The following is a 26,200-nucleotide window of genomic DNA, read 5'->3' as shown; positions in this document are numbered from 1 at the left end:
GCCTCCTTGGAATCAGCTGAGGATCTCCTGATGCGCTAAGCCCGCCCCGATCTGCCGGCGTCCGGCCCCCTTGAACTCCAGGGCCGGACGTCGGCATTTAAGCATCAACCCAGCGCAGCCCTTCAGCGGGCTACGTCTTTATCGAACTACGCTGGGTTTATCGAACTACGCTGGGCGACCACGCATGGGGGATAAACAGGCTGGGCTGTGACGCTGGATCCGTCCCCAGCTTCCAGATATTGCTATCACCTGGGATATTTTCGTCGGCCAATCCGTAAAGCAGGTTTTGGTTGTCCAACCATTCGATTTGGTCATCCACGCTTCGCTTCTCCGAAAGAACAGTTTCCCGTCCCGTAGCCAAGTCAAGCAGTGCGACTTTCCAGTGCGCAGTCAACGCCCCGGCGTCGTTCTTCTTGTAGGCAATCCGTGTGCCATCCGGTGAGATGGACGGGCACTCGACGTTATCGTGGACCGCAGTCAGGGTCTTGGCCGACAAACTGCCACGAACAAGCCAGATACGCCCGGAGGAAGCCGCAGTGGCGTAGAAGACGTCGCTTTGCCCAGGTGCAAAGGTAACCCCCCAAATGTTTCTGTCCGTGGCCTGCAAGCGCTCGCCGTTGACTATCAGTGCGAAGTCCTCCAGATTCCCCGAACCACCTGAACCACCCGCAGTGAAGTTGATTTCAGTAGCGGTGGAGAACCCGGCAGTCGCATATGAATGGCCTGTGACGAAGACAGTGGTTGCAATCATGGAGCCGTCCGCACTGATCCGCGTGCGGCTCGGTATCCCCGGCACAGGCCATGCCCGTTGCTGTTGCCAGTCACGATCCAGGACGGCGGCTTCGAACGCGGTCACGAGGCCACGGTTCGTTTTGAGGCAAATTACCGTGGACACGGTTCCGTAGACCCTGTCGCAGGCCTGTTCGCTCACCGCGCGCGTTCCGTCAGGCGAGGACAACGCTACGGTAGCGGCATTACCGTACCCCTGTCCGCCTGCCGTGTTCCGAAAAAGGACGAACGGAACATCCGGCAACGGCTGGCCTGCAGTGACCCCTACGGACGGCGCGGCAGTGCGGCTCTGCTCAAACCGCTGGTAGGCGCCAACCGCATAAACACCCGCCGCAGCGAGCACCACCGCCGTTACCGCAAGGAGGATGGCCCACCGCAGCCTCCCGCCAGTGAAGGTAGTGCTCATTCGCTGCCCAGCTTTGGCCTTGCCCCAGGAAGGATGAAGACGACCGCCACCACGGCGCATGCCAACAACGCTCCGGCCGCAACCATGGCTGTGGAGGCTCCTACTGCGTACCAGAGAACGCCAAAACCGGCCGAGGCTGTCATCCTGCTCAGCGCGACCACCGTCTGTGCAGAGGCGATGCCTGTGGCCAGCTTCCCCGATGGAGTCAACTGGCTGGCCAGTGCCGCCAGCACACCGTCAGTGGCTGCGTAGAACCCGCCAACAAGGATCAGGCAGCCCACGGTGCTCCATATTCCACCGAAAGGCGCCGCCGCCAGGAAGTAGCAGGCAAGCAGCGCGATGTGGCCTCCCACGAAGACCGGTACCCTGCCCACCCGGTCGGCCAGCCGCCCCAGCGGAATCGCAAACGCCAGGAACACAATGTTGGTGCCGACGAAAAGCAACGGAAACCACTGCACTGCAAAGGAATCCCGATCCTGCAAAACAAGGTAGATGAAACCGTCACCAATGGTCAGTAGGCCAAGGAGACCCGCAGAAATCAATAGCTTGCCCAGGCCCGGCTCCCGCAAGTGGCTCCACGAGAACGCGAAGAGCCTGGGGCCTTTCTTCCGGGAGCCGGCTGTTTGTTCGGCACCGCTGTTCGCTTCAATCCCTTTTAGCCCATCCGCCCGAAGGTCCGGCACCACCAGCCCGAGAACTGCAACGCCGATGACCGCAAAGGCCAACGACACCACAAAAACGGTGCTGAACCCATTGGGGATCAACAGCAACACGAGGAAGGCAATCATTGGCCCTGCGGCCGCTCCAATGTTGTCCAACATCCTGTGCACGCCAAAAGAACGGGCCAAGTGTTCCGGTTGCGCTGAAACAGTGATCAGCGCATCACGTGGAGCCGTGCGGATGCCTTTGCCGATCCTGTCCCCGGTCACAATGGCTGCTATGGCCCAGAATCCTCCTGGGAACAGGAAACCTATCCTGGCGAGCATGGACAACCCATAGCCGGCCAATGCGATCCGTTTCGGGTGTCCGCTGCGGTCCGATGCCCAGCCCGCCGCGATCCTGACAATTGCACTCGCGCCTTGGTTAATGCCGTCAATGAATCCGAAAGCGATGGTTGACAGGCCCAGAAATCCTGTCACATACAGCGGGAGGATTGCCGTCACGGACTCGGACGACACGTCCGTCACCATGCTGACAAGGCCTAGCCACAGGATGACCGGAGACAAACGAAACGGCACCTCGCTGGATAGTGCCGTCGTGGCTCCCCGGGGCTTTTCCCGTTTGCCACCGCTGCGATCCGAAAGTGAGATGTACATGCGTGCCCCTAGTCCGCCGTCGTGTGCAGGCTGCCCAAAAGCTGGAAGCGTGAAACGCCGGTTCCGGTCACCGAAACCGACACCGTCACTGTGTCCGTGCCACGCACGAACCTCGCGGCGACGGCTCCATCCGGCGCGGGCGCATCCTCGGACCAGAAGCCTTGAGGGACCAAGGATTGGCGGAAGGCGGCCAGAACGTCTTCTTGCGGGGTGCCCACGATTCCGTCGGCAGTCAACTGCAGGACGTTGCCGGAGGTTGAGATGCTGGTGGAGCCCACTGTGGTCCCGGCCGGCATGGCCACAACGCTGCTCGGCCAGCCCTCCACCAGTGAGCCCTTCGCTGTGCCGGGTTTCGGCAGCGGGCCAGTGATAAGTGGGGCCGGTGCAGACGGCTCCGGCAGCCCGGTGGGTGTGGATGTGACCGGGGGCAGGACCTCAAGTGGCTTGGCTGTTGTACCGCCGTCGCCTCCACCGTCCGCCGGGCCACTTGCGGAACTGCCCGACGTCGGACTGCCGGAAGGAGGTGCACTGGCGCTGCCGGAAGCCGAGCCGTTCGAGGGGTTCGCACCAGGGCTCGAAGATGCCGGGCTTTGGGCCGTAACAGATCCGGGCTTCGAAGCCATCTGGTCCAGCACGAGAGCTACAGCGGCAATCAGCACTGCGAGGCAGATGCCCGCAATCACCAGTCGCCGCGCCATCATGGCTTGCCCGGACTTGCCGCGCCGCCAAGGAGCTCATGGGCCTTGGCCTCAAGCCCGTCGTCGACGAAATCGTAAATAAACGATGCCAACCAGATCACCACTGTCGCCGCGATCCAGCCGAAGATGCCATTGATGGTGAACCCATTGGAAAAGATGCTCGTCACCACAAGGATGGCGAAAGTGGCCAGCAGCCCGGCCAGCACCGTCAGGACCTTGGTGACCAGCCACGTACGCCGCTCGGCCCGCTGGACGTGACGGTGATGGAAAAAGGCCAGGATCAACGGCTTGACCAAAAGCGTGGCCGCCGTGAACACCACGACGGCCCAAAGAAACCCGGCTCCCAAACGGACCCCGGGAAGAACTGACGCCACCCACAACGTGATGGCGTTGAAAACCAGTGCGATGGCGATCCGAACCGCCAAGCTTTTCATGGGGACAGTCTGCCATTGCGATCCGGATTCCGGAACAGTTTTGGCCCTACCAACGCCCGTTTCGTGGCCGTGGCTGGCAAACCGGACACGTGTAGGAAGAGCGGTTCATGAATTGCTCACGTTTGATAATGCTGTGCAGGCCTGCTGCTTCGCAACGGCTGCACAACTCACCCGCGCGTCCGTAGGCATTGAGCGATCGGGCGAAGTATCCCGAATCGCCATTGACATTCACGTACAAGGAATCAAAACTCGTGCCTCCGGCCGCCAGTGCCGCGTTCAAGACGTCTTCCACGGCCTGCACAAGCCGGGCAGCATCGCTGCGGCGCAACGTGTCGGTAGGCCGGGCGTAATGGAGGCGCGCGCGCCAGAGGGCCTCATCCGCGTAGATGTTGCCAATCCCGGAAATGACCGACTGGTCCAGCAAGGCCCGCTTCAGGCCTGTCTTTCGGCTTTTGACTTTGCGGTAGAACGCCTCGAAGGAAAAGTAGGGGTCCAGCGGGTCCCGGGCAATGTGGGAGGCTTCATCAGCGATCTCAGGCAACGGCGTCTCGCCCAAGCCTCCAGGGCCGCCGTCGGGAGTTGGCACCAGGGACGTCACGAACAGGCCACCGAAAATACGCTGGTCCACAAATCGCAGTTGCTCCGGCATGTCCTCCACCGGGCTAAGGGAGATTCTGACTTTGAGATGCTTCTCGTCAGGGACATGGGGGTCCTGCATGAGCAATTGTCCACTCATCCCCAGATGAGCCATGAGCGCTACCTTGGGCAGGGTGCTGCCAACGGAATCCAGGCTGTCCATGGCGAGCGGCATCCAGAGAAACTTACCGCGGCGGACGACGTCCATCACCGTGGCGTGCTCAAGATTGCCGATGAAATCCTCTGTGCCAAGGGCATGCCGGCGGATGGAGCGGGAGTCAAGGACGTCAACCCCGGTGATCGTCCGGCCCCGGACCCAGCGGGCCAGGCCACGGCGAACCACTTCTACTTCGGGAAGTTCAGGCATTGGGTCTGTGGACTCGGCTTCAGGCGGAAGCGGGTCCGGCAGGAGCTTGGTCCAGGGCAGTCAGGGCACGCCAGGCATCGGCGGCAGCCTCCTGCTCGGCTTCCTTCTTTGAATGGCCCGCGCCGCGGCCATAAGGAGTCCCACCAATGTTCAGGACGGCCTCGAACGTACGCGCATGATCCGGGCCCGAGCCTTCCACGGCATAGTGGATTGCTCCGAGTTGGCGGCTGGCGGTCAGTTCCTGGATGCTCGTCTTCCAGTCGGTACCCGCTCCAAGGGCGCCGGCGTCCTTCAGGAGCGGGCCCACAAGGCGCATCACCAGCTGGCGTGCCGTTTCGATGTCGTTGGAGAGGTACGTCGCACCTATGAGCGCTTCCATCGTATCCGCGAGGATCGAGGCCTTGTTCTTGCCATCGGTGAGCTTCTCGCCCTGCCCGAGGTAAATGAACTCGCCCACGCCAAGCTCGCGACCGATACCAGCGAGGGCACGCGTGCTCACGACGGCGGATCGCCGCTTTGCGAGCTCGCCTTCAGGCAGCGCGGGGTTCTCGCGGTAGAGCGAATCGGTCACGGAGAACCCCAGAATGGAGTCGCCGAGGAACTCGAGACGCTCATTGGTGGGAATCCCACCGTTCTCATACGCGTATGAGCGATGTGTCAGAGCAAGACGAAGCGTCTCGGTGTCAATGGAGACACCGAGACGCTTCAGAAGCTCTTCAGTTGAAGACATCCTTTGTCAGCCTATGGGGCAGATTAGGCGTCTGCTACCTTGCGGCCCTTGTATTCAAGGAACAGCGCGGTGCCGGCAGAGTCAGTGACGACCTTTGCCTGGTGCGGCAGGCTGTAAGTAACCTGACCGTTTTCGATGGTCTTGACCAAGTTGGGGGCAGTTGCCTTCCACTGGGCACGGCGGGCGCGTGTGTTTGCGCGAGACATTTTCCGCTTGGGAACAGCCACGGCTATCTCATTTCTCTCTTAGTCCAACACTTACTAATCAGTTTGCCGGTCAGTCTTAGCCAGATCAGCTAGGGCAGCCCAGCGAGGGTCAATGACCTCGTGGTGGTGCCCCGGCTCGTCTTCCAGGCGTGCTCCACATTCGGAGCAAAGGCCCTGGCAGTCTTCCCGGCACACCGGCTGGAACGGCAGCATAGTGACAACTGCGTCCCGCAACACCGGCTCAAGATCGATCAGATCGTGCTCGACTCGACGTTGCTCTTCATCGTCTTCTTCGTCAGAAAGCTCGACGCCTTCATAGAAGAAAAGTTCTTGCACATTGACTTCAAGGTCATACGCAAGGGGATCCAGGCATCGACCGCATTCGCCGGTTACTTCGACGATTACGGATCCTGATACCAGAATTCCTTCGTGTACGGCCTCAAGGCGAAGATCCAACTCGACATCCGAGCCTTCCTTCACGCCAATGAGCGCCACACCAAGGTCACTTGGCGCAGGTACATGTTCGTTGAGTGTCCGCATGGTTCCTGGACTGCGTCCAAGGTCCTTGACTACCAGCGCCAAGGGCGAACTTGCATCTCGCTTAATGAGAACTCCTGTAGAACATATGACCGACGTACCATCTTAGCCTGATCAAGCCTGAGGACTCAAACCGGTGCCGGGCGCGCAAAGAACGCCACGGTTTCAGCTGGGATCCACCGCAAGAAGCTGCGAGGTACCTATCAAGACTACCCCCTTGCGGGAGGGTTACGTTCCAGACTCGCCAGCGAGGAGCCGCTTCAACACAGATTTCGGTACGAAATCCGAAATGTCACCGCCCAATACATTGACCTCTTTGATCAAGGTGGACGAAAGGTGGACATAGTGCGCTTCTGCCGGCAGGAAGACGGTCTCGACGCCGGTCAGCTGACGGTTCATGGTGGCCATCGGCAATTCGTAGTCAAAGTCCGAGGACGAGCGCAGGCCTTTCACGATTGCCGAAACACCCCGATGGCGGCAGTACTCGGCCAACAGCCCCTCCCCCATCGGCTCAACGATAATGCCTCGCAAGGATGCCAGCGTCTCGCGGGCCATCTCCATCCGGTCTTCGAGGCTGAAGCGGTACTTCTTGGCGTAATTGGTGGACACGGCCACGATGACTTCGTCAAACAGGCCCGCTGCCCGCGCGATGACTTCGAGATGTCCGTTGTGGATAGGGTCAAAGGATCCAGGGCATACCGCACGTCTCATGACACGAACCTACCCCATAGCTTCGCCGGGATACCATGGCTGACATGTCATCAGCAGGCAGGACTTTACCGCTTCATACGGGCCAGGCCTCCGCGCCATGGCAGCGGGCCGCCACCGGCGCCAACCTGCTTTCGCCTGACGGAAACCTCGGAGTGACCATCTTCGAGGAGATGACCACCTTGGCAATGTCCTCCGGCGCCATCAACCTCGGACAGGGTTTCCCCGACGAGGACGGGCCCACGGAGATCAAAGCCGCAGCGCAGGCAGCCATCGCCGCAGGAGCCAACCAATACGCACCCGGCAAGGGCACCACGGAGTTGCGCGAAGCTGTCGCGGAACACCAACTCCGGTTCTATGGACTCACTCCAGACCCGCAAACGGAAATCATCATCACTACCGGCGCCACCGAAGCCATAGCGGCGTCACTTTTGGCTTTCGTCCAGCCCGGTGACGAAGTCCTCACCTTCGAACCGTTCTATGACTCCTATGGAGCCATCATCGGATTGGCAGGGGCACAACATGTCACCGCTCCCCTGGCGGCCCCGGATTTCCTTCCGGACCCCGCCAGGCTGGAAGATGCCTTCAGCAGCCGGACCAGGGTGGTGCTCCTGAACAACCCGCACAATCCCACCGGCGCCGTTTTCCCCCAGGAGGTCCTGGAAAAGGTGGTTGAGCTGGCCATCAAGTACGACGCCATCATTGTCAGCGACGAAGTCTACGAGCACCTCACCTTCGGCGTAACACATATTCCAGTCGCTTCCATGCCTGGGGCTGCGGAACGGACCCTCACAATCTCCTCTGCAGGAAAGACCTTCTCCTTCACCGGGTGGAAAATCGGGTGGCTTAGCGGCCCCCAGGACCTGGTTGCCGCCGTCCGCACCGTCAAACAGTTCCTGACATACAGCTCGGGCACGCCGTTCCAAAGCGCCATCGCGGTGGGACTTGCCCTTCCCGACACGTTCTACACCGGGATAGCCGAAACGCTTCGCCACAAACGCGACATCCTCTCCGAGGGCCTTCGCGCTGCAGGATTCAACGTCTTCACGCCTCGCGGTACGTACTTCGTCAACGTCGACACAGAACCACTGGGCATCAAGGACTCCGTGGACCTGGCACGCCGGTTGCCAGGCCTGGTAGGTGTCGCCGCGATCCCGGTTCCTGTTTTTTGCCACCCTGAAGGAGCGCAGCGAACCCGCAGCCTGTTGCGTTTCGCCTTCTGCAAGAAAACCAGCGTCCTGGAAGAAGCGGCCGAACGATTGTCCGCACTTAAGGACCTGCTCTGAACCGCAACGACTCCGGCCGCCATCACGCCACGCGTTTCCTGCGGACCACAGGGCAGCACGCCACTGTTGATGCCGATACGCTCATTGAAGGCAGTTACATCCTCAGCATCGGTGGTGCTGAACAATCCCACGTGAACATGGCCAACCCCGCGGAGATCTTCTACGAATATCTTCGCCGGATCGCTCATGTGGTGGATCTGGCCGCAGAGCCTGGTGAACCGCTCTCCGTGCTTCACCTCGGCGCCGGCGCCCTGACTTTGGCCCGATACATCCAGGCAACGCGTCCAGGTTCAGACCAGTATGCAGTGGAACTCGAACGCGAATTGCTGGACTTCGTCCTGCAAAAGCTGCCCATGCCGGCGGGCACGCGGCTGCACACCCATATAGGCGACGCACGCGAGGCGCTGGCCGAACTTCCCGCCAACGTGGAGTTCGACGTCGTCATCCTTGATATCTTCTCCGGGCCGGAAGCACCAGCCCACATCGCGTGCAGGGAGTTCTACGAAGAGGCCGCTGCCCGCTTGCGGCCAAACGGCGTACTGATCGTGAACGTCGGCGACGAACCGGCGCTAACCCTGGTGCGAAGCCAGGTAAAAGCCCTCCGGCAAGCCATGGCGGACGTTATCGCATTTGCCGAGACGGGAATGTTCGCGGGGCGCTACCCCGGCAACATCATCCTGGTGGGCACCCGAACGCCATGGCCGGCAGCGTGGACCAGCGCGCTACTCTCGCGCGGCCCACACCCGGCAACAGTCCTCCACGGCGTGGACCTGGACAGAATTTCAGGCTAGGAGGGTTCAGCGAACCACAGCTTGGTCTCGCCGTACTTCTTGTCAGCGAAACACTCCAGCGCTTCAGGCCAGTCCGGTTCGGCACTCCTGGACGACCTCTCCACCACCACGACCGCCCCTTCATCCAAGTGGGGCGACAACTTGGCCAGCACGGCACTCAACGCTGGTTCGTCCAGCGGATATGGCGGATCCAGGAACACCAGGTCCCACACATCGCGTGCTGTGGCGCGCTCCAGGAAAGACTCCACCTTGGACCGATGGACTGAAACTTTCTTGCCGCCCAGGATTTGGTTGACCAAATCCGCGTTGCGTTGGCAGGCATCACTGGCCTTGGCATCGAATTCCACCAGATCCACGCTGCGGGCGCCCCGGCTGGCGCTTTCCACACCCAGGGCTCCGGAACCGGCATAGAGATCCAACACCCGGGAATCATCGATGACAGCCAAAGACTCGAGCCGGGAAAACAGTGCTTCCTTAACACGGTCCGTAGTGGGCCGCGTTGCGGTCCCGGGCACGCTCGTAAGCGGATTCCCACCAGCAACTCCGGCAATGATCCGGCTCACAGCGCCTCTCCATTGCCGGTGCCCGACCGTTTAGCACTGCGCGTACCCGGGGATTCTCTAACCGCGTTCAAGGAACGCCTCCTTTTCAGGGTTCAAGTATTCATCAATGGTCGCGGCCAGGACCGGCTGGTGACGCAGGGCCGGGTCCTGGGCAACAAGGGCCTGTGCGTCCGCGCGTGCACGGGCAATCAGGTCTTCGTGCTCCAGGACACGCAGCAGCTTAAGCGTGGACCGCCCACCTGATTGCGAGGCGCCCAGGATATCGCCCTCACGGCGGAGTTTCAGGTCCTCCTGGGAGAGCTCGAACCCGTCGGTGGTGGACGCCACGGCATCCAGTCTTCGACGGCTCGGGTGCCCCGGCTCCAAAGTAGTGACCAGCAGGCACGTCCCCGGCAGACCGCCACGGCCAACCCGGCCACGAAGCTGGTGGAGTTGGGAAATACCAAAACGATCGGCGTCCAGGATGACCATCAAGGTGGCATTGTGAACATCGACACCCACCTCGATAACCGTGGTGGAGACCAGCACCTTGGTCTGGTTTGCCGCGAACGAAGCCATGGTTTCGGTTTTTAGCAGCGGGTCCTGACGACCATGGAGGGGCGCCACAGGCACCCCTGCCAAAGACGGCTCCTGAACCAGGCTTTCGACGACGGCCGTCACCGAAGCGAGCTCGCGGGCCGGACCTTCGTCCGAGAGTTCGGCGTCGCTTGGTTCCGCTTCGCCCGGGCTGAAGTCCCCGTCGTCGTCCGAGCCGATCTTGGGACATACAACGTAGACCTGATGACCGGCGTCGACTTCTTCCCGTGACCGTTTCCAGATTCGATCCGCCCAGCCCGGGTTCTCGGCAAGCCCCACAACATGGGTGGAAATAGGCGCCCGCCCAGCGGGAAGTTCATCGAGGATGGAAGTTTCAAGATCGCCGAACACGGTCATCGCCACTGTGCGGGGAATAGGCGTGGCAGTCATAACCAGCAGATGCGGCGGACGTTGGGCCTTGGCACGCAATGCGTCACGTTGCTCCACGCCGAAGCGGTGCTGCTCGTCCACCACGATCAAGCCGAGGTCCTGAAAACTGGTTTTGTCGCTCAACAGAGCGTGGGTTCCGATCACGATGCCTGCGTTTCCTGAAGCGGCATCGAGCATGGCCTGTTTTCGCGCCGCCGTTGGCATGGACCCGGTCAGCAGGGTCACCTGGACACCAGCCCGCCCGGCCTCATCACCGATGCCGGTTCCGAGCATCCCGGTACCGCCAAAAAGGTGATCGCGGGCCAGCGGCCCCAGGGTCCTGCGGATGGACTCGAAATGCTGCGCAGCCAAAACTTCCGTGGGCGCCAGGAGCGCCGCCTGCCCTCCCGCGTCAACCACCTGCAGCATCGCCCGCAGCGCCACAATAGTCTTGCCCGAGCCGACCTCACCCTGCAGGAGTCGATTCATGGGGGTGTCCTGGCCAAGTTCTTCTGAAAGCGTCTTTCCCACCGCTGTCTGGCCGGCAGTGAGCGTGAAGGGCAGGTTCCGGTCGAACTCTTCCAGCAGGCCGCCGCTGACTGGACGCCGGGCTGTGGCTTCCTCTGCAGCAAGCTGGGCACGTCGTCGCGCCAAAGCCGCCTGCAGCACCAGCGCCTCCTGGTAGCGGAAGCGTTCCTGCGCCCGCTGCCAGTCTCTGGCAGTCTCAGGCGAGTGGATCAGGCGATAAGCATCAGCCACGCTCAGCAGTCCGTCCCTGCTGACAATGGACTCCGGGAGGGGATCCGCCAAGGCATCGAGGTCAAGGGTTTGCAGCAACGCCGTAATCACCTTGTGAATGGACCAGCTTGTCAGCTTTGCCGTTGCGGGATAGACAGGGATAGGCATCGCTGCCAACTTTTCAGGGTCAATGGAGCCGTCAGCATCCGGATCCTCATCCAGCAACAGGAAGTCCGGGTTGGTCAGCCCCAAGGCGCCCCCATACCGGGTCACCTTGCCGGAAAACATTGCCCGGCGGCCCGGAAGGAGTTCCGCCTTGGCCCGGAACCCATTGAAAAAACTGACTTTCAAGGTGCCAGGAACGTGGCTTCCACCGGCTTCATCAGTCACTACGACGTCCGTAATGGAACCTCTTCGGGCACGCATCTGACGTGTGCTGTTGGACAGGACCCGCGCAATCAGCGTGACTTCCTCGTCCAGGGGAAGATTACTGATGGGAGTAAGTTCGCCCCTGCTCAAGTACCTGCGCGGAAAGTAGTTAAGCAGCGCGCCGGTCGTCTTGAGGCCAAGGTGCTTGTCAATGACGGACGCCGAGCGCTTGCCGATCCTGCGTTCCAGGGGCAGTTCCAGCTCAGTATTCATGCCGTGACTGGCCCGGGATGCTGTTGGGTTCTGCAGTTTGTGTTGCTTCAAAATCCCGGGACCCGTCTTCAAAATCCCGCGACCCGTCTTCATATTCCCGGGGCAGGGCAAGCTGGCTGACGGCAATTTCCGTTGGCTCCCCCAGAGACCTGATGAGCGCTACGGCCGGCGCGGGATCAGGTACGTGGACATGCACACGCCAACGATAACTGGCCTCAGCGGTGGATTCGTCGTCGTCTGGATGGTGACCTGTAGTGCCAACCTGGCTCATGATGACGGAATCACCCATCTCGTCCAGGCGTTGGCGCAGCACGGCCGCGTCCAAGGGCGAAAGGCTGATGGTACACATGACTTCCACGCCGTCGTCGGCCGGCATCTGCTGGTGGATGTGCGGATCCTGCAGCTGGTAGCCGTGGAGGCCATCGAGGAGCTCATCCTGCAGTTCTTCGCCGAGCACTGCGGAGCGGAGACAGTCCAGCACCAGCAACATACCTACGCCCCCGGCGTCCACCACATGCGCCGCCTGCAGGGGTGCGAGTTCGTCCTCTGTGCGTACAACGGCCTGGAAGGCGGCTTCCACCACTGCATCCAAGGCAACGCCCAGCGCGTGGTTGCTGTCATCGCCGTTCTGGGAAGAATCCGCTGCCTGGGCTGCATGGGCCGCTGCTTCAAGGACGGACAGCATGGTTCCGGACACTGGTTCGCTCAAGGCCGACCAAGCCCGGATCTGGGCCCTGTTAAGGGCTGTGGCCAGCAGCGGCGCACTCAGGCGCGCTTTTCCGGACAGCGGCTCCGCCGCAGCGCACAGGAAAACAGCAAAAAGGGTGCCGGAGTTACCCCTTGCCTGTTCCATGGCGGCCTGACCAGCGCGTGACAGCACAGCACCGACGTCGTTGCCGGTTTCGACAGCGTCCGAAGCGGTGCCGGCCACCGCGGCCACAGCTGCGCGCGCCGTCAGGTAAAGGTTGGTCCCAGTATCACCGTCTGCGACGGGAAAGATGTTGATCGCGTTCAGGCGGTCGCTATGGTTGCCCAGGACCACCTCTGTCTTGCCGAGCCAACGTTTCATGGCGTGCGCATTCGCGGCGATCTTAGTCTGCAAAATGATCCCATCCCACGGTGTCAGCAGCTTGTCCGGCAATCCGGACGCCGGTGCCTTGAGACTGGGCAACGGCCTGAACTGAGCCTATCGCAGTAAAGCCCTCCGGCAGCTGAATTCCGGCTGGGAAGGTAGCCAGCAGCCCGTGGTCCTCTCCCCCGCCCAGCACCCATGGCATGGCATCCACACCCAGCAAGGCGGCAGCTGGTTCCAGTGGAACTGCATGGGCCTTCAACGCAACAGCGTCAAAGTCCAGGATGACGTTGCTTGCCGCGGCGAGCCGACCGCCGTCTCGCAGCAGACCATCTGAAATGTCCATCATTGCTGTTGCGCCCGAACGTGCGGCAAGCGGCCCGGCAGCCAACGGCGGCAATGGCCGGCATTGGCTATCCAACAGGGCACGCTGCCCAGCAGAGAGGTCTGTTAGGGTGACATCGCTTTCCAACAGCGCCAGACCTGCGGCAGCACGCCCCAGGGTACCTGCCACTGCCACGACATCTCCCGGCTTTGCCCCGGAACGTAGTACGGGATCCTCTCCAGCCAAAGTACCGACGACGGCGACGGTCACCGCAATCTCCCGGCCACGGCCGAGGTCTCCTCCTGCGACGGAGCAATCAGGAACCCCCAGCCCGATGATTCCAGCGGTGAGGCCGTCCGCGAAGTCCTTCACCCATTGAACTGGTGTGGCCGGCGGCATGGTCAGGCTCACCACCAGCGAGGTGGCCGTTCCGCCCATGGCGTTGATATCGCTAAGGTTCTGTGCCGCGGACTTCCATCCGACGTCGTATCCTGTGGTTCGATAGCCGTTGTTCCACTCCAGCCTGAAGTCCTGGTCCTGGGTCTGGGTATCGATGGAAATCAGTGTGCGGCCGTCTGTGGCGGCAACCAGGGCGGCGTCGTCGCCGGGACCCAGCAGGACGCTGGGGCTGCTGTTGAGTCGGGGGAAGATCAGGGCAAGGAGGTCGGACTCCGACAGATCTGCGACTGTTGGACGTTCTTCGGATGGCTGAACTTCGGATGGCTGTTTTGGGGGCACGGCTCTACGCTATCGCGGGACACCGACAAAATATCGCCGGAGCCTGCACCGGGCGCACCATCGGCAATGTGACCCTCGTAACGAGTGCACCAACCTCATGCCGGGCGGCTGCGTGGGCGGGATAGGCTTGAATGATGCACCGAAAGACCCTTCCGCGGACTGCCGTGGCCTTCAGCTTGGCCGCAGCGTCCGTGCTCGCAGTTTCAGCCTGCGCCCCCACTGTGGACGTCACGGCGGCAACCGACGCCGCCAATCCGGCCTGCGCCCCGATGATGGTGGCGCTCCCGGACAAAATCGGCGATGCCGCACTCCGCAAGACCAACAGCCAGGCCACTGCTGCGTGGGGCGATCCTTCCCAGATCATCCTGCGCTGCGGTGTCAACGTCCCTGGACCAACCACTGACCGTTGCGTCAGCGTAAATGACATCGACTGGGTGATCAAAGAAGGCGATGGCGTCTATACCCTGACCACCTTTGGACGCGAACCGGCAACGGAAATCCTCGTCGATCCGGTCAAATTGGAAGCCGCCAACATCAGCTCGGCCACAGTCCTCACCGAACTCGCAGCCGCTGCCGGGAAGATCAAAGCAACGCGCCATTGCGTGGGCCAGGAAGACCTGCAGAACCTCCCGACCGCCAAATAGCGGGGGCTCAACCGGCTAAAGGGCAGCTGGCGCCGGTCCTGCCTATCGACACCAGCCGCTGCCGGCTTGGGTTAACGCAGGCCCGTTTTGCGGGTCAGGGCCAGATGGATGAGTTCATCGATCAGCTCCGGATACGGCAAACCTGAAGCCGCCCACATCTGCGGGTACATGCTCTTCGGAGTGAAGCCGGGCATGGTGTTGATTTCGTTAATAATCAGCTCACCCGCGGGCGTGTAGAAGAAGTCCACCCGGCTCAGTCCTTCCGCGCCCACGGCATCGAAGGCGGCAGCGGCCAATTCCCGGACGCGCGCAATGGCCTCGTCCGGCATATCGGCCGGGCAACTCAACGCGGCAGCACCATCTTCGACATATTTGGCAGCGAAGTCATAGAACTGGTGTTCGCCGGGAGCCACCGCAATTTCGCCGGGCATGGAGGTACGGGGCGCATCGGTACCCCTGCCCTGCAGCACAGCGCACTCGATTTCACGCCCTGCAATGCCGGCTTCAATGACCAATTTCAGGTCGTGGCGGCGGGCTTCCTCGATGGCAGCGTCCAGCCCCTCCAAAGAATCCACCTTGGAAATTCCCATGGAGGAGCCGGCACGGGCAGGCTTGACGAAAACCGGGAAACCGAGCTTGTCCACGCGCTTGCGGACAGCCTCGGCGTCCGTGAGCCACTCGCGGTCCGTGACGGCGATATAAGGCCCCACCGTCAGTCCAGCGGCTTCGAAAACTACTTTCATGAAGTGCTTGTCCATGCCTACTGCCGAGGCAAGCACGCCGGCACCAACATAACGTGTGTCGGATAGCTCCAGGAGGCCCTGGACGGTTCCGTCCTCGCCCCAAGGGCCATGGAGCAAAGGAAAGACGACGTCCACGGAGCCGAGTTCCTCGGGTATGGCATTTGGCGCGGTCACGATGAGCTGGTGCTCGCCGCCCACCTCTGCCAACGTGACAGTCCGGTCCGACGGCGATACCTCAGGAAGTGCGGACGAGCTCAAGGACCACTGGCTGGTGTCCCCTGATGCAAGGACCCACTGTCCGGACTTGGCAATACCAATGGGCACGACGTCGTACTTGCTCTTGTCAATGGCACCCATGACGCCTGCCGCCGTCACGCAGCTAACAGCGTGTTCGCTGGAACGTCCGCCGAAAAGGACCGCCACACGGGGTCGACGGCCGGTTACGGGGGTGGATTCTTCAGTCACAATCAGTAGTCGCCTTCGGACTTCAGGGCCCGGGCCAGCAATCGCGGCCCCAGGTCATCAACGGACATTTTGCCTTCAAGCACCGCCACAACGGCGGCCGTAATGGGCATTTCGACATTCAGTTTGCCAGCCAATTCATGCACGGCAGGGCCGGACTTAATACCTTCAGCGGTTTGCGTCATCTGTTCAGCCACCTGCTCGAGGCTAAGCCCCTCGCCCAATAGCCTTCCAGCTGTGTGATTGCGGGAGAGGGCAGAGGAGCACGTTGCAACGAGGTCGCCGAGCCCCGCGAGACCCGCCATGGTGTGGGCCTCTCCACCCAGCGCCAAGGCAAGCCGGGACGTCTCAGCGAGGCCTCGCGTGATGACTGACGCTTTGGTGTTGTCACCCATTTGGCGCCCCTCGCAAATACCTACAGCAAGGGCAATCACATTCTTGACGATCCCGCCGATCTCCACGCCCACAACATCGGTGCTGGTATAGGGACGGAAGTACGGTGCGGTGCAGCAGAGCGCGATTGCGGCGGCCGTATCGGCGTCACTGCAGGCAACTACAGACGCAGTGGGTTGTTCCCTGGCAATCTCCATGGCGAGGTTGGGTCCGGAGACCACCACCACACGTGATTCCGGGATGCCTAGCTCCTGGGCGATGACCTCGCTCATGCGTGCGTCAGTCCCCAGTTCGAGGCCCTTCATCAGCGATACGACAATTGCGTCCGGGGCGAGCAGGCGCTTCCATTCCCCCAACTGGGGCCGCAGCGATTGGGCCGGCACGGCAAGGACCACGAGACCGGCATCCTGCAGGACCTCTGCAACATCCGTGGATGCGGTGACTGCGTGGGGAAGTTCGATGTCCTTCAAGTACTGCTCATTGCGGTGCTCAGCATTGATCTGATCAACCACCCCTGCGCGCCGCCCCCAAATCCGGATCCTCCGCTCCACCCCGGTAGTGGAAGCAGCATCCGCGAGGATCTTGGCGAACGTAGTTCCCCACGAACCTGCGCCAAGTACAGCTACGGTATCCGGAGCAGGGACACGGCTTTCAATAACCGTCATTTGCTGCCCTCCGGTTCCGGGTTCTCAAGAGATGCATCGTTGCCAGCGGGTTCTGCAGCCTTTTCAGGCGCTTCGCCGCGTGCAGCGTTTGAACCACGCTCCACGAACCGGCCATGTTTGGCCTGCTTATGAACGGCCGGATCCCAGCGTTCGGCGGGCGGCTCCTCGCCCCGCAGGGTTGCCAGGAGCTCGGTTACCGCCTCCATGATGACGTCTGTAGCTTCGGACAGCGTGGCACGGTCCATGGGCCGGTCCGCGAAAGCGCTCAGGTCCACGGGCTCACCTACGAGAACCCTGACGGTCTTTCGAGGGAAGACGTGGAAACGCTTGGCATATCGGGGGAAAACCTCATGGGCGCCCCAGTGGGCCATCGGAACAACCGGTGCACCTGTCTGCAATGCCAGGCGGGCAGCGCCAGTGTGGCCCTTCATCGGCCACAGGTCCGGGTCCCGGGTCAGGGTTCCCTCGGGGTAGATAATGATGGCACCTCCGGCGTCCACCACCTCTTGGGCGATTTGCAGCGAGCGGTTGGCTCCCGCCGTCGAGCGTTCAACCGGAATCTGGTTCGTCGCCCGCAGCAAGGCTCCCAGCACAGGTGCTTTGAAGAGGCCTGCCTTCGCGAGGAAATGCGGAGGACGCTTCTGGTTGTAGAGCATGTGCCCGATCACGACGGGATCAATTTCGGTGCAGTGGTTCGGTGCTGCGATGAAGCCGCCCGCGGGGAGCTTCCCGGTGCCCTCCCACTTCTTGCCCATCAGGAGGTTCATCAACGGACGCGCAATGCCCGCCAGGAGCATGAACGTAGCCCGGCTCTTGGCCGATTCCTTCAAAGGGTCCCCCGCTACTTGGTGGTGATGATGTCGAAATCGGCGCCCAGGCCAGCGAGCTTCTCCGTAAAGCGCTCGTATCCACGGTTGATGATATCGATGCCTGTGACCCTGGAGGTGCCGGTCGCGGCCAAAGCTGCAATGAGGTGGCTGAAGCCGCCACGAAGATCGGGGATGTCAATCTCGGTCCCCCGCAGCGGCGTAGGCCCGGAGATCACTGCGGAATGCAGGAAGTTCCTCTGGCCGAAGCGGCAGGGAACACTGCCAAGGCACTCACGGTGGACCTGGATGTTTGCACCCATCCGGGCCAGGGCATCGGTGAAGCCGAAACGGTTCTCATAGACCGTCTCATGCACAATCGACACGCCCTCCGCCTGGGTCAAAGCCACCACCAGGGGCTGCTGCCAGTCAGTCATGAAGCCTGGGTGCACATCCGTCTCCAGGACCAGCGGGGAAAGCTTGCCTCCGGGGTGGTAAAAACGGATGCCGTCATCACCAATGTCCATGCCGCCCCCCACCTTGCGGTAGGTGTTCAGGAAGGTCATCATGTCCCGCTGTGAAGCACCTTCAACAAAAATGTCGCCACGCGTAACCAACGCGGCCGAGGCCCAGGACGCAGTCTCGTTCCGGTCCGGAAGCGCCCGGTGGTTGTAGCCACCAAGGTCCTTGACACCCTCGATGCGGATGGTCCGGTCAGTCTGGACACTGATGATGGCGCCCATTTTCTGCAGCACGGCGATGAGATCTATGATCTCCGGTTCGGTCGCAGCCCCGCTGAGTTCCGTGATTCCTTCCGCGCGCGTAGCGCTCAGCAACACCTGCTCGGTTGCGCCCACTGATGGATAGGGAAGGGAGATCTTGGCGCCGTGCAGTCCGTTGGGTGCGGAGATGTGGATGCCGCCCGGGCGCTTTTCCACAACGGCGCCAAACTGGCGCAGGACGTTCAGATGGTAGTCGATAGGACGGTCGCCAATCTTGCAGCCGCCAAGGTCCGGAATGAAAGCCTCTCCGATCGCATGGATCAGGGGGCCGCACAGCAGGATCGGGATGCGTGAATCGCCGGCATGCGCGTCAATGGCGGTGCTGGATGCCGTTTTGGCATCCTTCGGATTCAGTGTCAGATCACCCGTATCGGGGTCCTTGACCACAGTCACCCCGTGGAGCTTCAGCAGGCTGGTAACAACCTCCACGTCCTTGATTTCCGGCACGTTCCGAAGCACTGATGGTTCGCTGCCCAGCAACGCCGCCACCATGGCCTTGGGCACAAGGTTCTTGGCACCGCGAACGGTCACCCGCCCTGTCAACGGGACGCCACCGCGGATTGTCAGAACACTACTCATCTATACCGGTTTCCTCACGACTACTCGCCCCCCATACTTACAAAGGCTCCAGCTAAGCATAGAAGCTCGGGTTACCTAACCGAAATGGAGCTGCCCCGTGCCGGGCAGATCCTGTATCCACCAATCCTCCGAAAAAAAGACCGGTGAGCCCACCCTGGGGGCCCACCGGTCCTCGTTCCGCAGCATTCAGCCGCCGACGAATTCGTCAGCTTTTCGCCGGAAGTGTCTTCGGCTTGAACGAGGGCCTTGTGGCCTCGTAGGCGGTGATGTCTTCTTCGTGCTGCAGGGTGAGCCCGATGTCGTCGAGGCCTTCCAGGAGCCGCCAGCGCGTGTAGTCGTCGATCTCGAACGGAGCCACGACGTTGCCGCATTCCACCGTCTTGGAGACCAGGTCCACCTTGACCTCAGTGCCGGGAGCGTTCTCCAGGATCTTCCAGATGAGCTCGATGTCATCCTGTGCCACCTGGGCTGCCAGCAGTCCCTGCTTGCCTGAGTTGCCGCGGAAAATATCGGCGAAACGTGAGGACAGCACAGTTTTGAAGCCGTAGTCCTTCAACGCCCAGACAGCGTGCTCACGGGAGGAACCCGTCCCAAAGTCCGGGCCGGCCACCAGCACCGAGCCGGCCTTGAACGGGGCCTGGTTGAGGATGAACGACTCGTCCTTGCGCCAGGCGGCGAAGAGGGCGTCTTCGAAGCCGGTGCGCGTGATGCGCTTGAGGTAGACCGCCGGAATGATTTGGTCGGTATCCACATTGCTCTGGCGCAGCGGAACGCCGATGCCGGTGTGGGTAGTGAATGCTTCCATGGGATCCTCCTAGACTGCGGTTCCGGTCAATGTGCCTGCAGAAGCCGGCTCAAGGTCCGACGGCGAGCTCAGCGTTCCGCGGACGGCTGTCGCGGCAGCCACCACGGGAGAGACAAGGTGCGTACGGCCGCCCTTGCCCTGGCGGCCCTCAAAGTTGCGGTTGGACGTCGAGGCGCAGCGCTCCCCCGGCTCCAGTTGGTCCGGGTTCATGCCAAGGCACATCGAGCAACCGGCGAAGCGCCACTCGGCTCCGAAATCCTTGAAGACTTTATCCAGGCCCTCGGCTTCGGCTTCGAGCCGGACACGGGCGGAACCCGGCACCACGAGCATGCGGATATCCGGGTCCTTCTCGCGGCCGCGGATGATGTCGGCGGCAGCACGAAGGTCCTCGATGCGGGAATTGGTGCAGGAGCCCAGGAAGACGGTATCCACGCGGATGTCTTTCATGGGGGTGCCCGCCTCAAGGCCCATGTACTGCAGCGCGCGCTCGGCGGCAGCCTTGGCGTTCTCGTCGCCGAAGTCCTCCGGGGACGGAACCTTGGCTGACAGCGAAACGCCCTGGCCGGGGTTGGTGCCCCAGGTGACGAACGGCTCGAGAGTGTTCGCATCGAGGTCCACTTCGACGTCGAACGTCGCGTCGGCGTCAGTGTGCAGCGTGTTCCAGTACTCGACGGCGGCGTCCCAGTCAGCGCCTTCTGGCGCATGCGGACGGCCCTGCATGTAGTCGTAGGTGATCTGGTCCGGAGCCACCATTCCGGCACGCGCGCCGGCTTCGATGGACATGTTGCAGATGGTCATCCGGGCATCCATCGACAGGGCCCGGATGGCAGAGCCGCGGTATTCCAGGACGTAGCCCTGGCCTCCGCCGGTACCGATCTTGGCGATGACGGCCAGGATGATGTCCTTGGCGGTAACTCCCGGGCGCAGCGTCCCCTCAACGTTGATCGCCATGGTTTTGAACGGCTTCAAGGACAGCGTCTGGGTTGCCATCACGTGTTCGACTTCAGAGGTTCCGATGCCCATGGCAAGTGCACCGAAGGCGCCGTGCGTGGAGGTGTGCGAGTCGCCACACACCACGGTCATGCCCGGCTGGGTCAGGCCCAGCTGCGGACCCACGACGTGCACGATGCCCTGCTCCTTATCGCCGAGCGAGTGCAGGCGGACGCCGAATTCCTTGCAGTTGGCGCGCAGCGTTTCAATCTGCGTGCGGCTGGTGAGGTCCGCGATGGGCTTGTCGATGTCCAGGGTGGGAGTGTTGTGGTCCTCCGTGGCAATGGTGAGGTCGGTGCGTCGCAGCTTGCGGCCGGCAAGGCGCAGCCCCTCGAAAGCCTGCGGTGACGTCACCTCGTGGACCAGGTGCAAGTCAATGAAAAGAAGGTCGGGCTGGGCATTGGCTCCTTCGCCTTCACCCTTGCGCACTACGTGCGCGTCCCAGACTTTCTCGGCCAGTGTCTTTCCCACGGCCTTGCTCCCTTCACTGAAGTTGGATGTTCTTCATCCGCTGAACTGTTCTTCGAACCACTGAACTCTTCGAACCACTGAAGCAGCACTGTTGCAAAATAGGCCAGTGAAACAACTTGCATCTCAGATATTGAGACGGCAATATCATTACATGGACAATTCTAGTGGAGTCGGGGTCATTGATAAAGCGGCCCAAGTACTCGATGCCCTCGAGGCCGGGCCAACGACACTTGCGCAACTTGTAGCGGCCACGGGCCTCGCCCGGCCCACCGTTCACCGGCTCGCGCTGGCCTTGGTCCACCACCGGCTGGTCAGTCGCGACATCCAGGGACGCTTCGTTCTGGGCAGTCGCCTGGTGGAGCTCGCATCCGCGGCTGGCGAAGACCGGCTCATCGCCTCTGCCGGGCCCGTACTCATCCAACTGCGGGACGCTACCGGCGAGAGCGCCCAGATTTTCCGCAGGCAGGGCGATTGGCGCGTATGCGTTGCCTCAGCGGAGCGTCCGATCGGGCTGCGCGATACCATTCCGGTGGGAACCCAGCTGTCCATGAAAGCCGGCTCGGCCGCACAGGTCCTCCTCGCCTGGGAAGACCACGACCGCCTGCTGGAAGGATTGCAGAACGCCCGCTTTACGCCCACCGTCCTGGCAGGAGTACGACGCCGGGGCTGGGGTCAGAGCCTGGGCGAACGCGAGCCAGGGGTCGCCTCGGTTTCCGCTCCGGTCCGTGGACCCTCGGGAAGGGTCATAGCCGCGGTTTCCATTTCAGGTCCGATTGAGCGCCTCACGCGCCAGCCAGGACGATTGCACGCCGAGGTCGTCTGCAATGCCGCCCGGGTACTGACAGAGGCTTTGCGCAAGAACAACGACTAGACCTGCCGTTATTGAAGGGGGACGTCCATGACCACCTACGCAGTATTCCTTAGGGGCATCAACGTCAGCGGGATCAACATCAAGATGGCCGAACTGAAATCAGCACTTAAGGGCTATCCATTCTCTGACGTCAAGACGCTGCTGGCGAGTGGAAACGTTGTCCTGAAGAGTGATTTGAGCATCAAGGATGTCAAGGTCCAGTTCGAAAAGTGCCTGCGTGAATCCTTCGGCTACGACGCCTGGGTCGTTGTCCTCACTGCTTCGCGGGTGTCCGAACTCGTGGATGCCTGCCCGTACCCTGCCGACGACAAGGCCACGCACAGCTACATCACCCTCACCTCCGACAAAGCCATGCTGGACGAACTCTTTGAGGCCGGCGAGGCCCTTGGTGGCGTGGAACAGGTGCGGCTTGGACCGGAAGCTTCCGCATGGTTGGCACCCGCCGGAGGAACCTTGGCCAGTCCCTTCAGCAAACTCTCCGCCAAGCCGCGGTACAAGGCCAGCACCACAACGCGGAACCTTCGGACGTTGATCAAAGTCAAGGACGCTGCGGCCGCTCTCTAGAGGTATCCCTATCCTTTACGCGCGGCTTTCAAGGCTGCATTGAAGGCACCCAAACGGGCAATCTCCACCTCCACCGGCTCCACGATGCGCCGCTCAGCTACGCCTGCTATTGCCGCTTTCAGCCTCTTGGCCACGCCCTTGGCGCGCACGCGCGCGGCCCAGCCGCCGATGATTCTGCCGAAGATGGCCAGAACGATCCCCAGAACCACACCACAGGCCACCATCAACGTAGGCCAGGGCCATCCTTCAGTCCTCGGCACCTCCGGAACAGGCATTTGGAAATAGCCGAGCGCTGCCAGGACCCCAAGCCATCCAAGGCCACCAACTGCCAGGAGAAGCGCGATCCATTGGAGTGAGTTGAACAACAACCACCAGAAGGGACGTTTTGACGTTTTGAGATCCGTCCCGGCGATGGCTTGGTCCAGGGCATCCGGCAGTTGCTCGCGGCCTCCCCTGGCCACGCCACGGATGGATGCCCGCCAGGGGCCAGGAGCGCCGTCAGAAGCCTCATCCACAAAATCACGCACGGCTGCATCTGTCCTCGCTCGTTCGGGTGCGCCGGCTACCGGCAAGGAAGTCCGGTTGAGCTCGGGCCTGGTGTCCTGCCTGCCCAGATTCAGCCTCCTCAGGGGATCCGGCCGGAAGCGCAGCAACCATCGCGTCACGGGCCATCCCGTCCTCCGCGCCGATTCCCTCTTGAATGATCGCGCTACCGCATCAACCACCACAGGTACGTTGGCCGCCGACGACAATTCATTGGCGAGCTTGGCCTTGGTGCTTGCCTTGATGCCGCGGGCCTCGCCTGCACCCGAAGCCATGGACAGTTCGGCTGCAGCCTTGGAGACATCGGCAGCCAGGCGTTTTGTGGTTGCCTCCCGCTGGGTCACGACGTCCCGGATGGCACCACGGACGGCGTCGATGCCTTCGCCGGACAGTGCCGAGGCGCCCAGGACGCGAACGTCCGCCAGACCGTCGCGCTCCAGGATTCCTTTCAGGGAATGAAGCACATCAGCGGTGTCCGCGTCATTGAGCTTGTCTATCTGGTTCAGGACAACAAGTGTGACTGCTCCATGGGAGGCCATCGGGCGCAGGAAGTCGTTGTGCACGGCGGCATCTGCATACTTCTGCGGGTCCAGTACCCAGACCAGGACATCCACCATCCCGACCATGCGCTGGACTACCTCCCGGTTCTCCACTTTCGTTGAGTCAAAGTCGGGAAGGTCCAGCAGGATCAGGCCGCTCTCGGCAGTGGCCAGGCCTGGGAGCCCAGGCAGGCTGTGGCGCTCCTGCACTCCGAGCCAGTCCAGCAGCGGCCCGCTTCCTTCCTCGCCCCAAATTCCCGCCAATGGCGCGGATGTCGTGGGTCGACGGGCCGCCGCGGTTGCGAGATTGCTGCTGGAAACGGCATTGAACAAGGAAGACTTGCCACTCCCTGTGGCCCCGAAGAAACCCACCACCGTGTGTCCTGCCGACAACGAGCGCCTGGACGTTGCCCGCTCAAGGACCTCATACACGGATTGCAGATCCTGCTCGGGCAGCACTCCCTCGGCCAGTTCCCGTGCTGTGTTGAGCGCTTCGAGCCGCCGCTGAAGTTGGGACGATTCCCGGATTTGGCTGTGTCGGCTCATGCCGCCCCTGCCAGGCGACGGAGTGCCTTGGCGTGGCGGGCGAGGTCCATATCGCCATGAACGGTGCCAGGCTCCAAACCAGTGGCCTCCAGCCTGCTGAGGAACCTGTTCCGCTCTTCCTCGAGGAGGCGTTGGCAGGACGTGTGAAGATCGGCCCTGGCCTGCTGGGCAAGCCGACGGACGGCATCCTCACCGAAGACAGCTTCAAGGAGCTTCTGCCCCACCACAGCCGTTCCCCCGGCAATGCCTATCTCCAATCCGGTCAAACCGGCAGTCATGGAGAAAACCACCACCATCAGTGCTGCGCCAAGACCGTTCACGCCGAAGGAGAGCCAACGGGCCTGCGTGCGCTTTTCCTGACCTTGGGTGCGGATCAGTTCCATGAGTCCTTCCTGCCAGGAGCGGATGGCGGCAGCGGCCTTCGCGTCAAAGCCAGGACTGGTTCCTGAAAGATCTGCGGCACCCAGGAGTTGACGGCCTGCCGCATCCGAGCGCCAGCGCCTGTCGACGTTTTCTGCGGCATTGGCGGCCTCATCGAGAATCACCGCTTGCAGGCCCGTTTCGATCGCCGTTTCGACTTTTACGGCCGGCGCAGGTTCACCCCTGAAGAATGCTCCGATCCGGTCCCGCATGCGCCCGATGTTCTGCTCCAAGGCCCGGAAGAATTCACCCGTTCCCACAAAATCCTGCCATCGTGCCAGCACTTCGCCGCGGAGGAGCGCACCGTCCTTGGTCGCGTCCAGAATCCGCACTAGGGCGTCGTCGTATTCGTGAACGCAGACGGAGCGCAGCTCATGGGCCGCAGCATCCTGGGCCGCAGCCGCAGCTGCAATAGCTTCAAACCGGGCGCTCACCGCTTTGATGGCTCCGTTGAGCGTACGCCTTGCAACGCCCGCTCGTCCGGCAGCGTCAGCGGCAAGGCCGGCAAGCCAAAGTCTCAGCCCACTGACAGTTTCGGGCGGCAGCATTCCCAAATCATCCAAACCACTTTCGTGCACCACAAAGAGTTCTGCAGCAGCCAGGCCCTGACGATCCAACATCGCCTTCAGGTCCGTCCTGACCTCTTCCTCCGCTGCCGGTGGCACGCGGTCCAGCACCACGGCGACCGTGATGTCCCGCGAAGCCGCATCCAGGAGCAGGCGCCACGGGACGGCGTCGGCGTATCTGTTTGCCGTGGTGACGAACACCCAAAGGTCCGCTGCGGCGAGGAGCTGACCTGCCAGCCTCCGATTGTTATCGGAAATGGAGTCGACGTCCGGCGCATCCAGAATCGCCACGCCCGGGGGCACATGATCGGAACCCACGAGCACCAGGGACGTGATTGCCTGGGCATCCGGTTCGACCCCGGCTTGATTTGCAGGCAACGGTTGCGCAGGGACGCTACCCCTGATTCGCTCCAGGTTGGGAAGTATGCGCTGGCCCTCAAACCACTCGCCATCCTGCGGATGGTGGAGGAGGATCGGCTGGCGCGTTGTCGGTCTAATAGCTCCGGCACGTGTGACCGGGTAGCCTACCAGCGCATTAACCAGCGTCGATTTACCCGCGCCAGTGGAACCTCCGACGACGGCCAACAGCGGCGCGTCCAGGCTGCGGTACCGGGGAATCACGTAGTCGTCGAGCTGCGCGAGGGTCTCCCTGATCAAGCGCCGACCGGCTTCGGCGTCGGGCAGGGCGAGTGGCAAGGTGATGCCGGCCAGTTCGTTGCGGGCCGCTTCAAGGGTGTTGACAGCATCAGCCTGTGCTTTATTGGCGACAGGGCTGGTCCCTGCTCTTGGCGGCTCTTCATGTGCGGTCACAGCATCATCATGCCAGCCCAAAGACTGTCCGCGGGTTATAAGGAGCGCGGGAATGTCGGGGCGCCAACCCGGAA

26 protein-coding genes are annotated in these 26,200 nt (G+C 62.1%); 5 read left to right on the top strand and 21 right to left on the bottom strand.

The genetic code is table 11. From position 1 onward, the window contains the following. Positions 1-157: 157 nt before the first annotated feature. The 9 genes from J2Y41_RS20585 to coaD all read right to left on the bottom strand — a co-directional run bounded on the left by J2Y41_RS20585 (position 158) and on the right by coaD (position 6,830). Positions 158-1,195, bottom strand: a complete 1,038-nt coding sequence (locus J2Y41_RS20585; RefSeq protein WP_309931293.1) for a hypothetical protein — start codon at positions 1,193-1,195, stop codon at positions 158-160. Then, complete coding sequence (locus tag J2Y41_RS20580; RefSeq protein WP_309931291.1) at positions 1,192-2,511, bottom strand: MFS transporter; 1,320 nt, start codon at positions 2,509-2,511, stop codon at positions 1,192-1,194. The genes J2Y41_RS20585 and J2Y41_RS20580 overlap by 4 nt, the downstream gene beginning before the upstream one ends. Positions 2,512-2,519: 8 nt before the next feature. Further along, positions 2,520-3,212 (bottom strand): hypothetical protein, encoded by a 693-nt coding sequence (locus J2Y41_RS20575; RefSeq protein WP_224164591.1) that lies wholly within the window; start codon positions 3,210-3,212, stop codon positions 2,520-2,522. Continuing rightward, positions 3,209-3,643, bottom strand: coding sequence for a hypothetical protein (locus J2Y41_RS20570; RefSeq protein ID WP_224090809.1), 435 nt, complete (start codon positions 3,641-3,643; stop codon positions 3,209-3,211). Before J2Y41_RS20570 ends, J2Y41_RS20575 begins: the two co-directional genes overlap by 4 nt. A gap of 46 nt (positions 3,644-3,689) precedes the next feature. After that, positions 3,690-4,646, bottom strand: coding sequence for a bifunctional DNA-formamidopyrimidine glycosylase/DNA-(apurinic or apyrimidinic site) lyase (mutM, locus tag J2Y41_RS20565; protein WP_309931287.1), 957 nt, complete (start codon positions 4,644-4,646; stop codon positions 3,690-3,692). Between the two features lie 19 nt (positions 4,647-4,665). Then, positions 4,666-5,376: a ribonuclease III gene (gene rnc / locus J2Y41_RS20560; protein ID WP_216923862.1), complete on the bottom strand. Its 711-nt coding sequence runs from the start codon at positions 5,374-5,376 to the stop codon at positions 4,666-4,668. A gap of 23 nt (positions 5,377-5,399) precedes the next feature. After that, positions 5,400-5,603 (bottom strand): 50S ribosomal protein L32, encoded by a 204-nt coding sequence (rpmF, locus tag J2Y41_RS20555; protein WP_011775139.1) that lies wholly within the window; start codon positions 5,601-5,603, stop codon positions 5,400-5,402. A 33-nt stretch (positions 5,604-5,636) separates the two neighbouring features. Beyond that, positions 5,637-6,164 carry a DUF177 domain-containing protein gene (locus J2Y41_RS20550; protein ID WP_224090813.1) on the bottom strand — a complete coding sequence of 176 codons (528 nt, stop codon included), beginning with the start codon at positions 6,162-6,164 and terminating at the stop codon, positions 5,637-5,639. Between the two features lie 183 nt (positions 6,165-6,347). Then, positions 6,348-6,830: a pantetheine-phosphate adenylyltransferase gene (coaD, locus tag J2Y41_RS20545; RefSeq protein ID WP_223933289.1), complete on the bottom strand. Its 483-nt coding sequence runs from the start codon at positions 6,828-6,830 to the stop codon at positions 6,348-6,350. A 35-nt stretch (positions 6,831-6,865) separates the two neighbouring features. Here coaD and J2Y41_RS20540 point away from each other — a divergent pair, with 35 nt between their 5' ends. Both J2Y41_RS20540 and J2Y41_RS20535 read left to right on the top strand, forming a co-directional pair. After that, the gene (locus tag J2Y41_RS20540; RefSeq protein WP_309931283.1) at positions 6,866-8,113 is read left to right on the top strand and encodes an aminotransferase class I/II-fold pyridoxal phosphate-dependent enzyme; all 1,248 of its coding nucleotides are present in this window, start codon (positions 6,866-6,868) and stop codon (positions 8,111-8,113) included. A 131-nt stretch (positions 8,114-8,244) separates the two neighbouring features. Then, complete coding sequence (locus tag J2Y41_RS20535; RefSeq protein ID WP_309931281.1) at positions 8,245-8,904, top strand: fused MFS/spermidine synthase; 660 nt, start codon at positions 8,245-8,247, stop codon at positions 8,902-8,904. Here J2Y41_RS20535 and rsmD read toward each other — a convergent pair. From rsmD to thiL, 4 genes are read right to left on the bottom strand one after another with little or no spacing between them, the layout of a single operon-like run. Beyond that, entirely contained in the window at positions 8,901-9,467 is a 567-nt protein-coding gene (gene rsmD / locus J2Y41_RS20530) for a 16S rRNA (guanine(966)-N(2))-methyltransferase RsmD (protein ID WP_224164595.1), read from the bottom strand. The two genes, J2Y41_RS20535 and rsmD, sit on opposite strands and share 4 nt — an antisense overlap. A 57-nt stretch (positions 9,468-9,524) precedes the next feature. Beyond that, on the bottom strand, positions 9,525-11,792 hold the full coding sequence (locus J2Y41_RS20525) for an ATP-dependent DNA helicase RecG (protein ID WP_309931278.1): 2,268 nt from the start codon (positions 11,790-11,792) through the stop codon (positions 9,525-9,527). Continuing rightward, on the bottom strand, positions 11,782-12,861 hold the full coding sequence (locus J2Y41_RS20520; protein ID WP_309931276.1) for a DAK2 domain-containing protein: 1,080 nt from the start codon (positions 12,859-12,861) through the stop codon (positions 11,782-11,784). Before J2Y41_RS20520 ends, J2Y41_RS20525 begins: the two co-directional genes overlap by 11 nt. Positions 12,862-12,883: 22 nt before the next feature. Beyond that, the gene (gene thiL / locus J2Y41_RS20515) at positions 12,884-13,927 is read right to left on the bottom strand and encodes a thiamine-phosphate kinase (protein WP_309931274.1); all 1,044 of its coding nucleotides are present in this window, start codon (positions 13,925-13,927) and stop codon (positions 12,884-12,886) included. Positions 13,928-14,061: 134 nt separating this feature from the next. Between thiL and J2Y41_RS20510 the strand changes: the two genes are divergently transcribed. Beyond that, positions 14,062-14,571, top strand: coding sequence for a DUF3515 domain-containing protein (locus J2Y41_RS20510; protein ID WP_216923870.1), 510 nt, complete (start codon positions 14,062-14,064; stop codon positions 14,569-14,571). 71 nt (positions 14,572-14,642) lie between these two features. Here the strand turns inward: J2Y41_RS20510 and J2Y41_RS20505 are convergent, their stop codons facing one another. The 6 genes from J2Y41_RS20505 to leuC form a co-directional block, all read right to left on the bottom strand. Next, a complete protein-coding gene (locus tag J2Y41_RS20505) occupies positions 14,643-15,782 on the bottom strand; it encodes a D-alanine--D-alanine ligase family protein (protein WP_224091052.1) in 1,140 nt (379 codons plus the stop codon). Further along, positions 15,782-16,834, bottom strand: coding sequence for an NAD(P)H-dependent glycerol-3-phosphate dehydrogenase (locus J2Y41_RS20500; protein ID WP_309931270.1), 1,053 nt, complete (start codon positions 16,832-16,834; stop codon positions 15,782-15,784). The genes J2Y41_RS20505 and J2Y41_RS20500 overlap by 1 nt, the downstream gene beginning before the upstream one ends. Further along, positions 16,831-17,664, bottom strand: coding sequence for a lysophospholipid acyltransferase family protein (locus J2Y41_RS20495; RefSeq protein ID WP_309931268.1), 834 nt, complete (start codon positions 17,662-17,664; stop codon positions 16,831-16,833). The genes J2Y41_RS20500 and J2Y41_RS20495 overlap by 4 nt, the downstream gene beginning before the upstream one ends. Positions 17,665-17,675: 11 nt before the next feature. After that, positions 17,676-19,001, bottom strand: a complete 1,326-nt coding sequence (gene murA, locus J2Y41_RS20490) for a UDP-N-acetylglucosamine 1-carboxyvinyltransferase (RefSeq protein WP_224090824.1) — start codon at positions 18,999-19,001, stop codon at positions 17,676-17,678. Positions 19,002-19,206: 205 nt separating this feature from the next. Further along, on the bottom strand, positions 19,207-19,806 hold the full coding sequence (leuD, locus tag J2Y41_RS20485) for a 3-isopropylmalate dehydratase small subunit (RefSeq protein WP_224164601.1): 600 nt from the start codon (positions 19,804-19,806) through the stop codon (positions 19,207-19,209). A 9-nt stretch (positions 19,807-19,815) separates the two neighbouring features. Further along, positions 19,816-21,267 (bottom strand): 3-isopropylmalate dehydratase large subunit, encoded by a 1,452-nt coding sequence (leuC, locus tag J2Y41_RS20480; RefSeq protein WP_309931265.1) that lies wholly within the window; start codon positions 21,265-21,267, stop codon positions 19,816-19,818. Between the two features lie 151 nt (positions 21,268-21,418). Here leuC and J2Y41_RS20475 point away from each other — a divergent pair, with 151 nt between their 5' ends. Further along, the gene (locus J2Y41_RS20475) at positions 21,419-22,138 is read left to right on the top strand and encodes an IclR family transcriptional regulator (RefSeq protein WP_014922101.1); all 720 of its coding nucleotides are present in this window, start codon (positions 21,419-21,421) and stop codon (positions 22,136-22,138) included. 27 nt (positions 22,139-22,165) lie between these two features. Further along, the gene (locus tag J2Y41_RS20470) at positions 22,166-22,702 is read left to right on the top strand and encodes a DUF1697 domain-containing protein (RefSeq protein ID WP_309931262.1); all 537 of its coding nucleotides are present in this window, start codon (positions 22,166-22,168) and stop codon (positions 22,700-22,702) included. Between the two features lie 8 nt (positions 22,703-22,710). Here J2Y41_RS20470 and J2Y41_RS20465 read toward each other — a convergent pair whose 3' ends face one another. Together J2Y41_RS20465 and J2Y41_RS20460 are read right to left on the bottom strand one after the other, a co-directional pair. Then, positions 22,711-24,330 (bottom strand): GTPase, encoded by a 1,620-nt coding sequence (locus J2Y41_RS20465; protein WP_309931260.1) that lies wholly within the window; start codon positions 24,328-24,330, stop codon positions 22,711-22,713. Continuing rightward, on the bottom strand, positions 24,327-26,126 hold the full coding sequence (locus J2Y41_RS20460) for a dynamin family protein (RefSeq protein WP_309931258.1): 1,800 nt from the start codon (positions 26,124-26,126) through the stop codon (positions 24,327-24,329). Before J2Y41_RS20460 ends, J2Y41_RS20465 begins: the two co-directional genes overlap by 4 nt. Positions 26,127-26,200 lie beyond the last annotated feature (74 nt).

The organism is Arthrobacter sp. 1088 (assembly GCF_031455315.1).
Classification (GTDB): Bacteria; Actinomycetota; Actinomycetes; order Actinomycetales; family Micrococcaceae; genus Arthrobacter.
Note: the sequence above shows the minus strand (reverse complement) of the source record. Positions and strands in the feature narration are given on the sequence as shown.

What these genes read in the sequence shown, in the direction of transcription:
- J2Y41_RS20585 (WP_309931293.1), bottom strand. Translation starts at nt 1,195, where the DNA reads ATGAGCACTACCTTCACTGGCGGGAGGCTGCGGTGGGCCATCCTCCTT.
- J2Y41_RS20580 (WP_309931291.1), bottom strand. Translation starts at nt 2,511, where the DNA reads ATGTACATCTCACTTTCGGATCGCAGCGGTGGCAAACGGGAAAAGCCC.
- J2Y41_RS20575 (WP_224164591.1), bottom strand. Translation starts at nt 3,212, where the DNA reads ATGATGGCGCGGCGACTGGTGATTGCGGGCATCTGCCTCGCAGTGCTG.
- J2Y41_RS20570 (WP_224090809.1), bottom strand. Translation starts at nt 3,643, where the DNA reads ATGAAAAGCTTGGCGGTTCGGATCGCCATCGCACTGGTTTTCAACGCC.
- mutM (WP_309931287.1), bottom strand. Translation starts at nt 4,646, where the DNA reads ATGCCTGAACTTCCCGAAGTAGAAGTGGTTCGCCGTGGCCTGGCCCGC.
- rnc (WP_216923862.1), bottom strand. Translation starts at nt 5,376, where the DNA reads ATGTCTTCAACTGAAGAGCTTCTGAAGCGTCTCGGTGTCTCCATTGAC.
- coaD (WP_223933289.1), bottom strand. Translation starts at nt 6,830, where the DNA reads ATGAGACGTGCGGTATGCCCTGGATCCTTTGACCCTATCCACAACGGA.
- J2Y41_RS20540 (WP_309931283.1), top strand. Translation starts at nt 6,866, where the DNA reads ATGGCTGACATGTCATCAGCAGGCAGGACTTTACCGCTTCATACGGGC.
- J2Y41_RS20525 (WP_309931278.1), bottom strand. Translation starts at nt 11,792, where the DNA reads ATGAATACTGAGCTGGAACTGCCCCTGGAACGCAGGATCGGCAAGCGC.
- J2Y41_RS20520 (WP_309931276.1), bottom strand. Translation starts at nt 12,861, where the DNA reads ATGAAACGTTGGCTCGGCAAGACAGAGGTGGTCCTGGGCAACCATAGC.
- J2Y41_RS20510 (WP_216923870.1), top strand. Translation starts at nt 14,062, where the DNA reads ATGCACCGAAAGACCCTTCCGCGGACTGCCGTGGCCTTCAGCTTGGCC.
- J2Y41_RS20500 (WP_309931270.1), bottom strand. Translation starts at nt 16,834, where the DNA reads ATGACGGTTATTGAAAGCCGTGTCCCTGCTCCGGATACCGTAGCTGTA.
- murA (WP_224090824.1), bottom strand. Translation starts at nt 19,001, where the DNA reads ATGAGTAGTGTTCTGACAATCCGCGGTGGCGTCCCGTTGACAGGGCGG.
- leuD (WP_224164601.1), bottom strand. Translation starts at nt 19,806, where the DNA reads ATGGAAGCATTCACTACCCACACCGGCATCGGCGTTCCGCTGCGCCAG.
- J2Y41_RS20475 (WP_014922101.1), top strand. Translation starts at nt 21,419, where the DNA reads ATGGACAATTCTAGTGGAGTCGGGGTCATTGATAAAGCGGCCCAAGTA.
- J2Y41_RS20470 (WP_309931262.1), top strand. Translation starts at nt 22,166, where the DNA reads ATGACCACCTACGCAGTATTCCTTAGGGGCATCAACGTCAGCGGGATC.
- J2Y41_RS20465 (WP_309931260.1), bottom strand. Translation starts at nt 24,330, where the DNA reads ATGAGCCGACACAGCCAAATCCGGGAATCGTCCCAACTTCAGCGGCGG.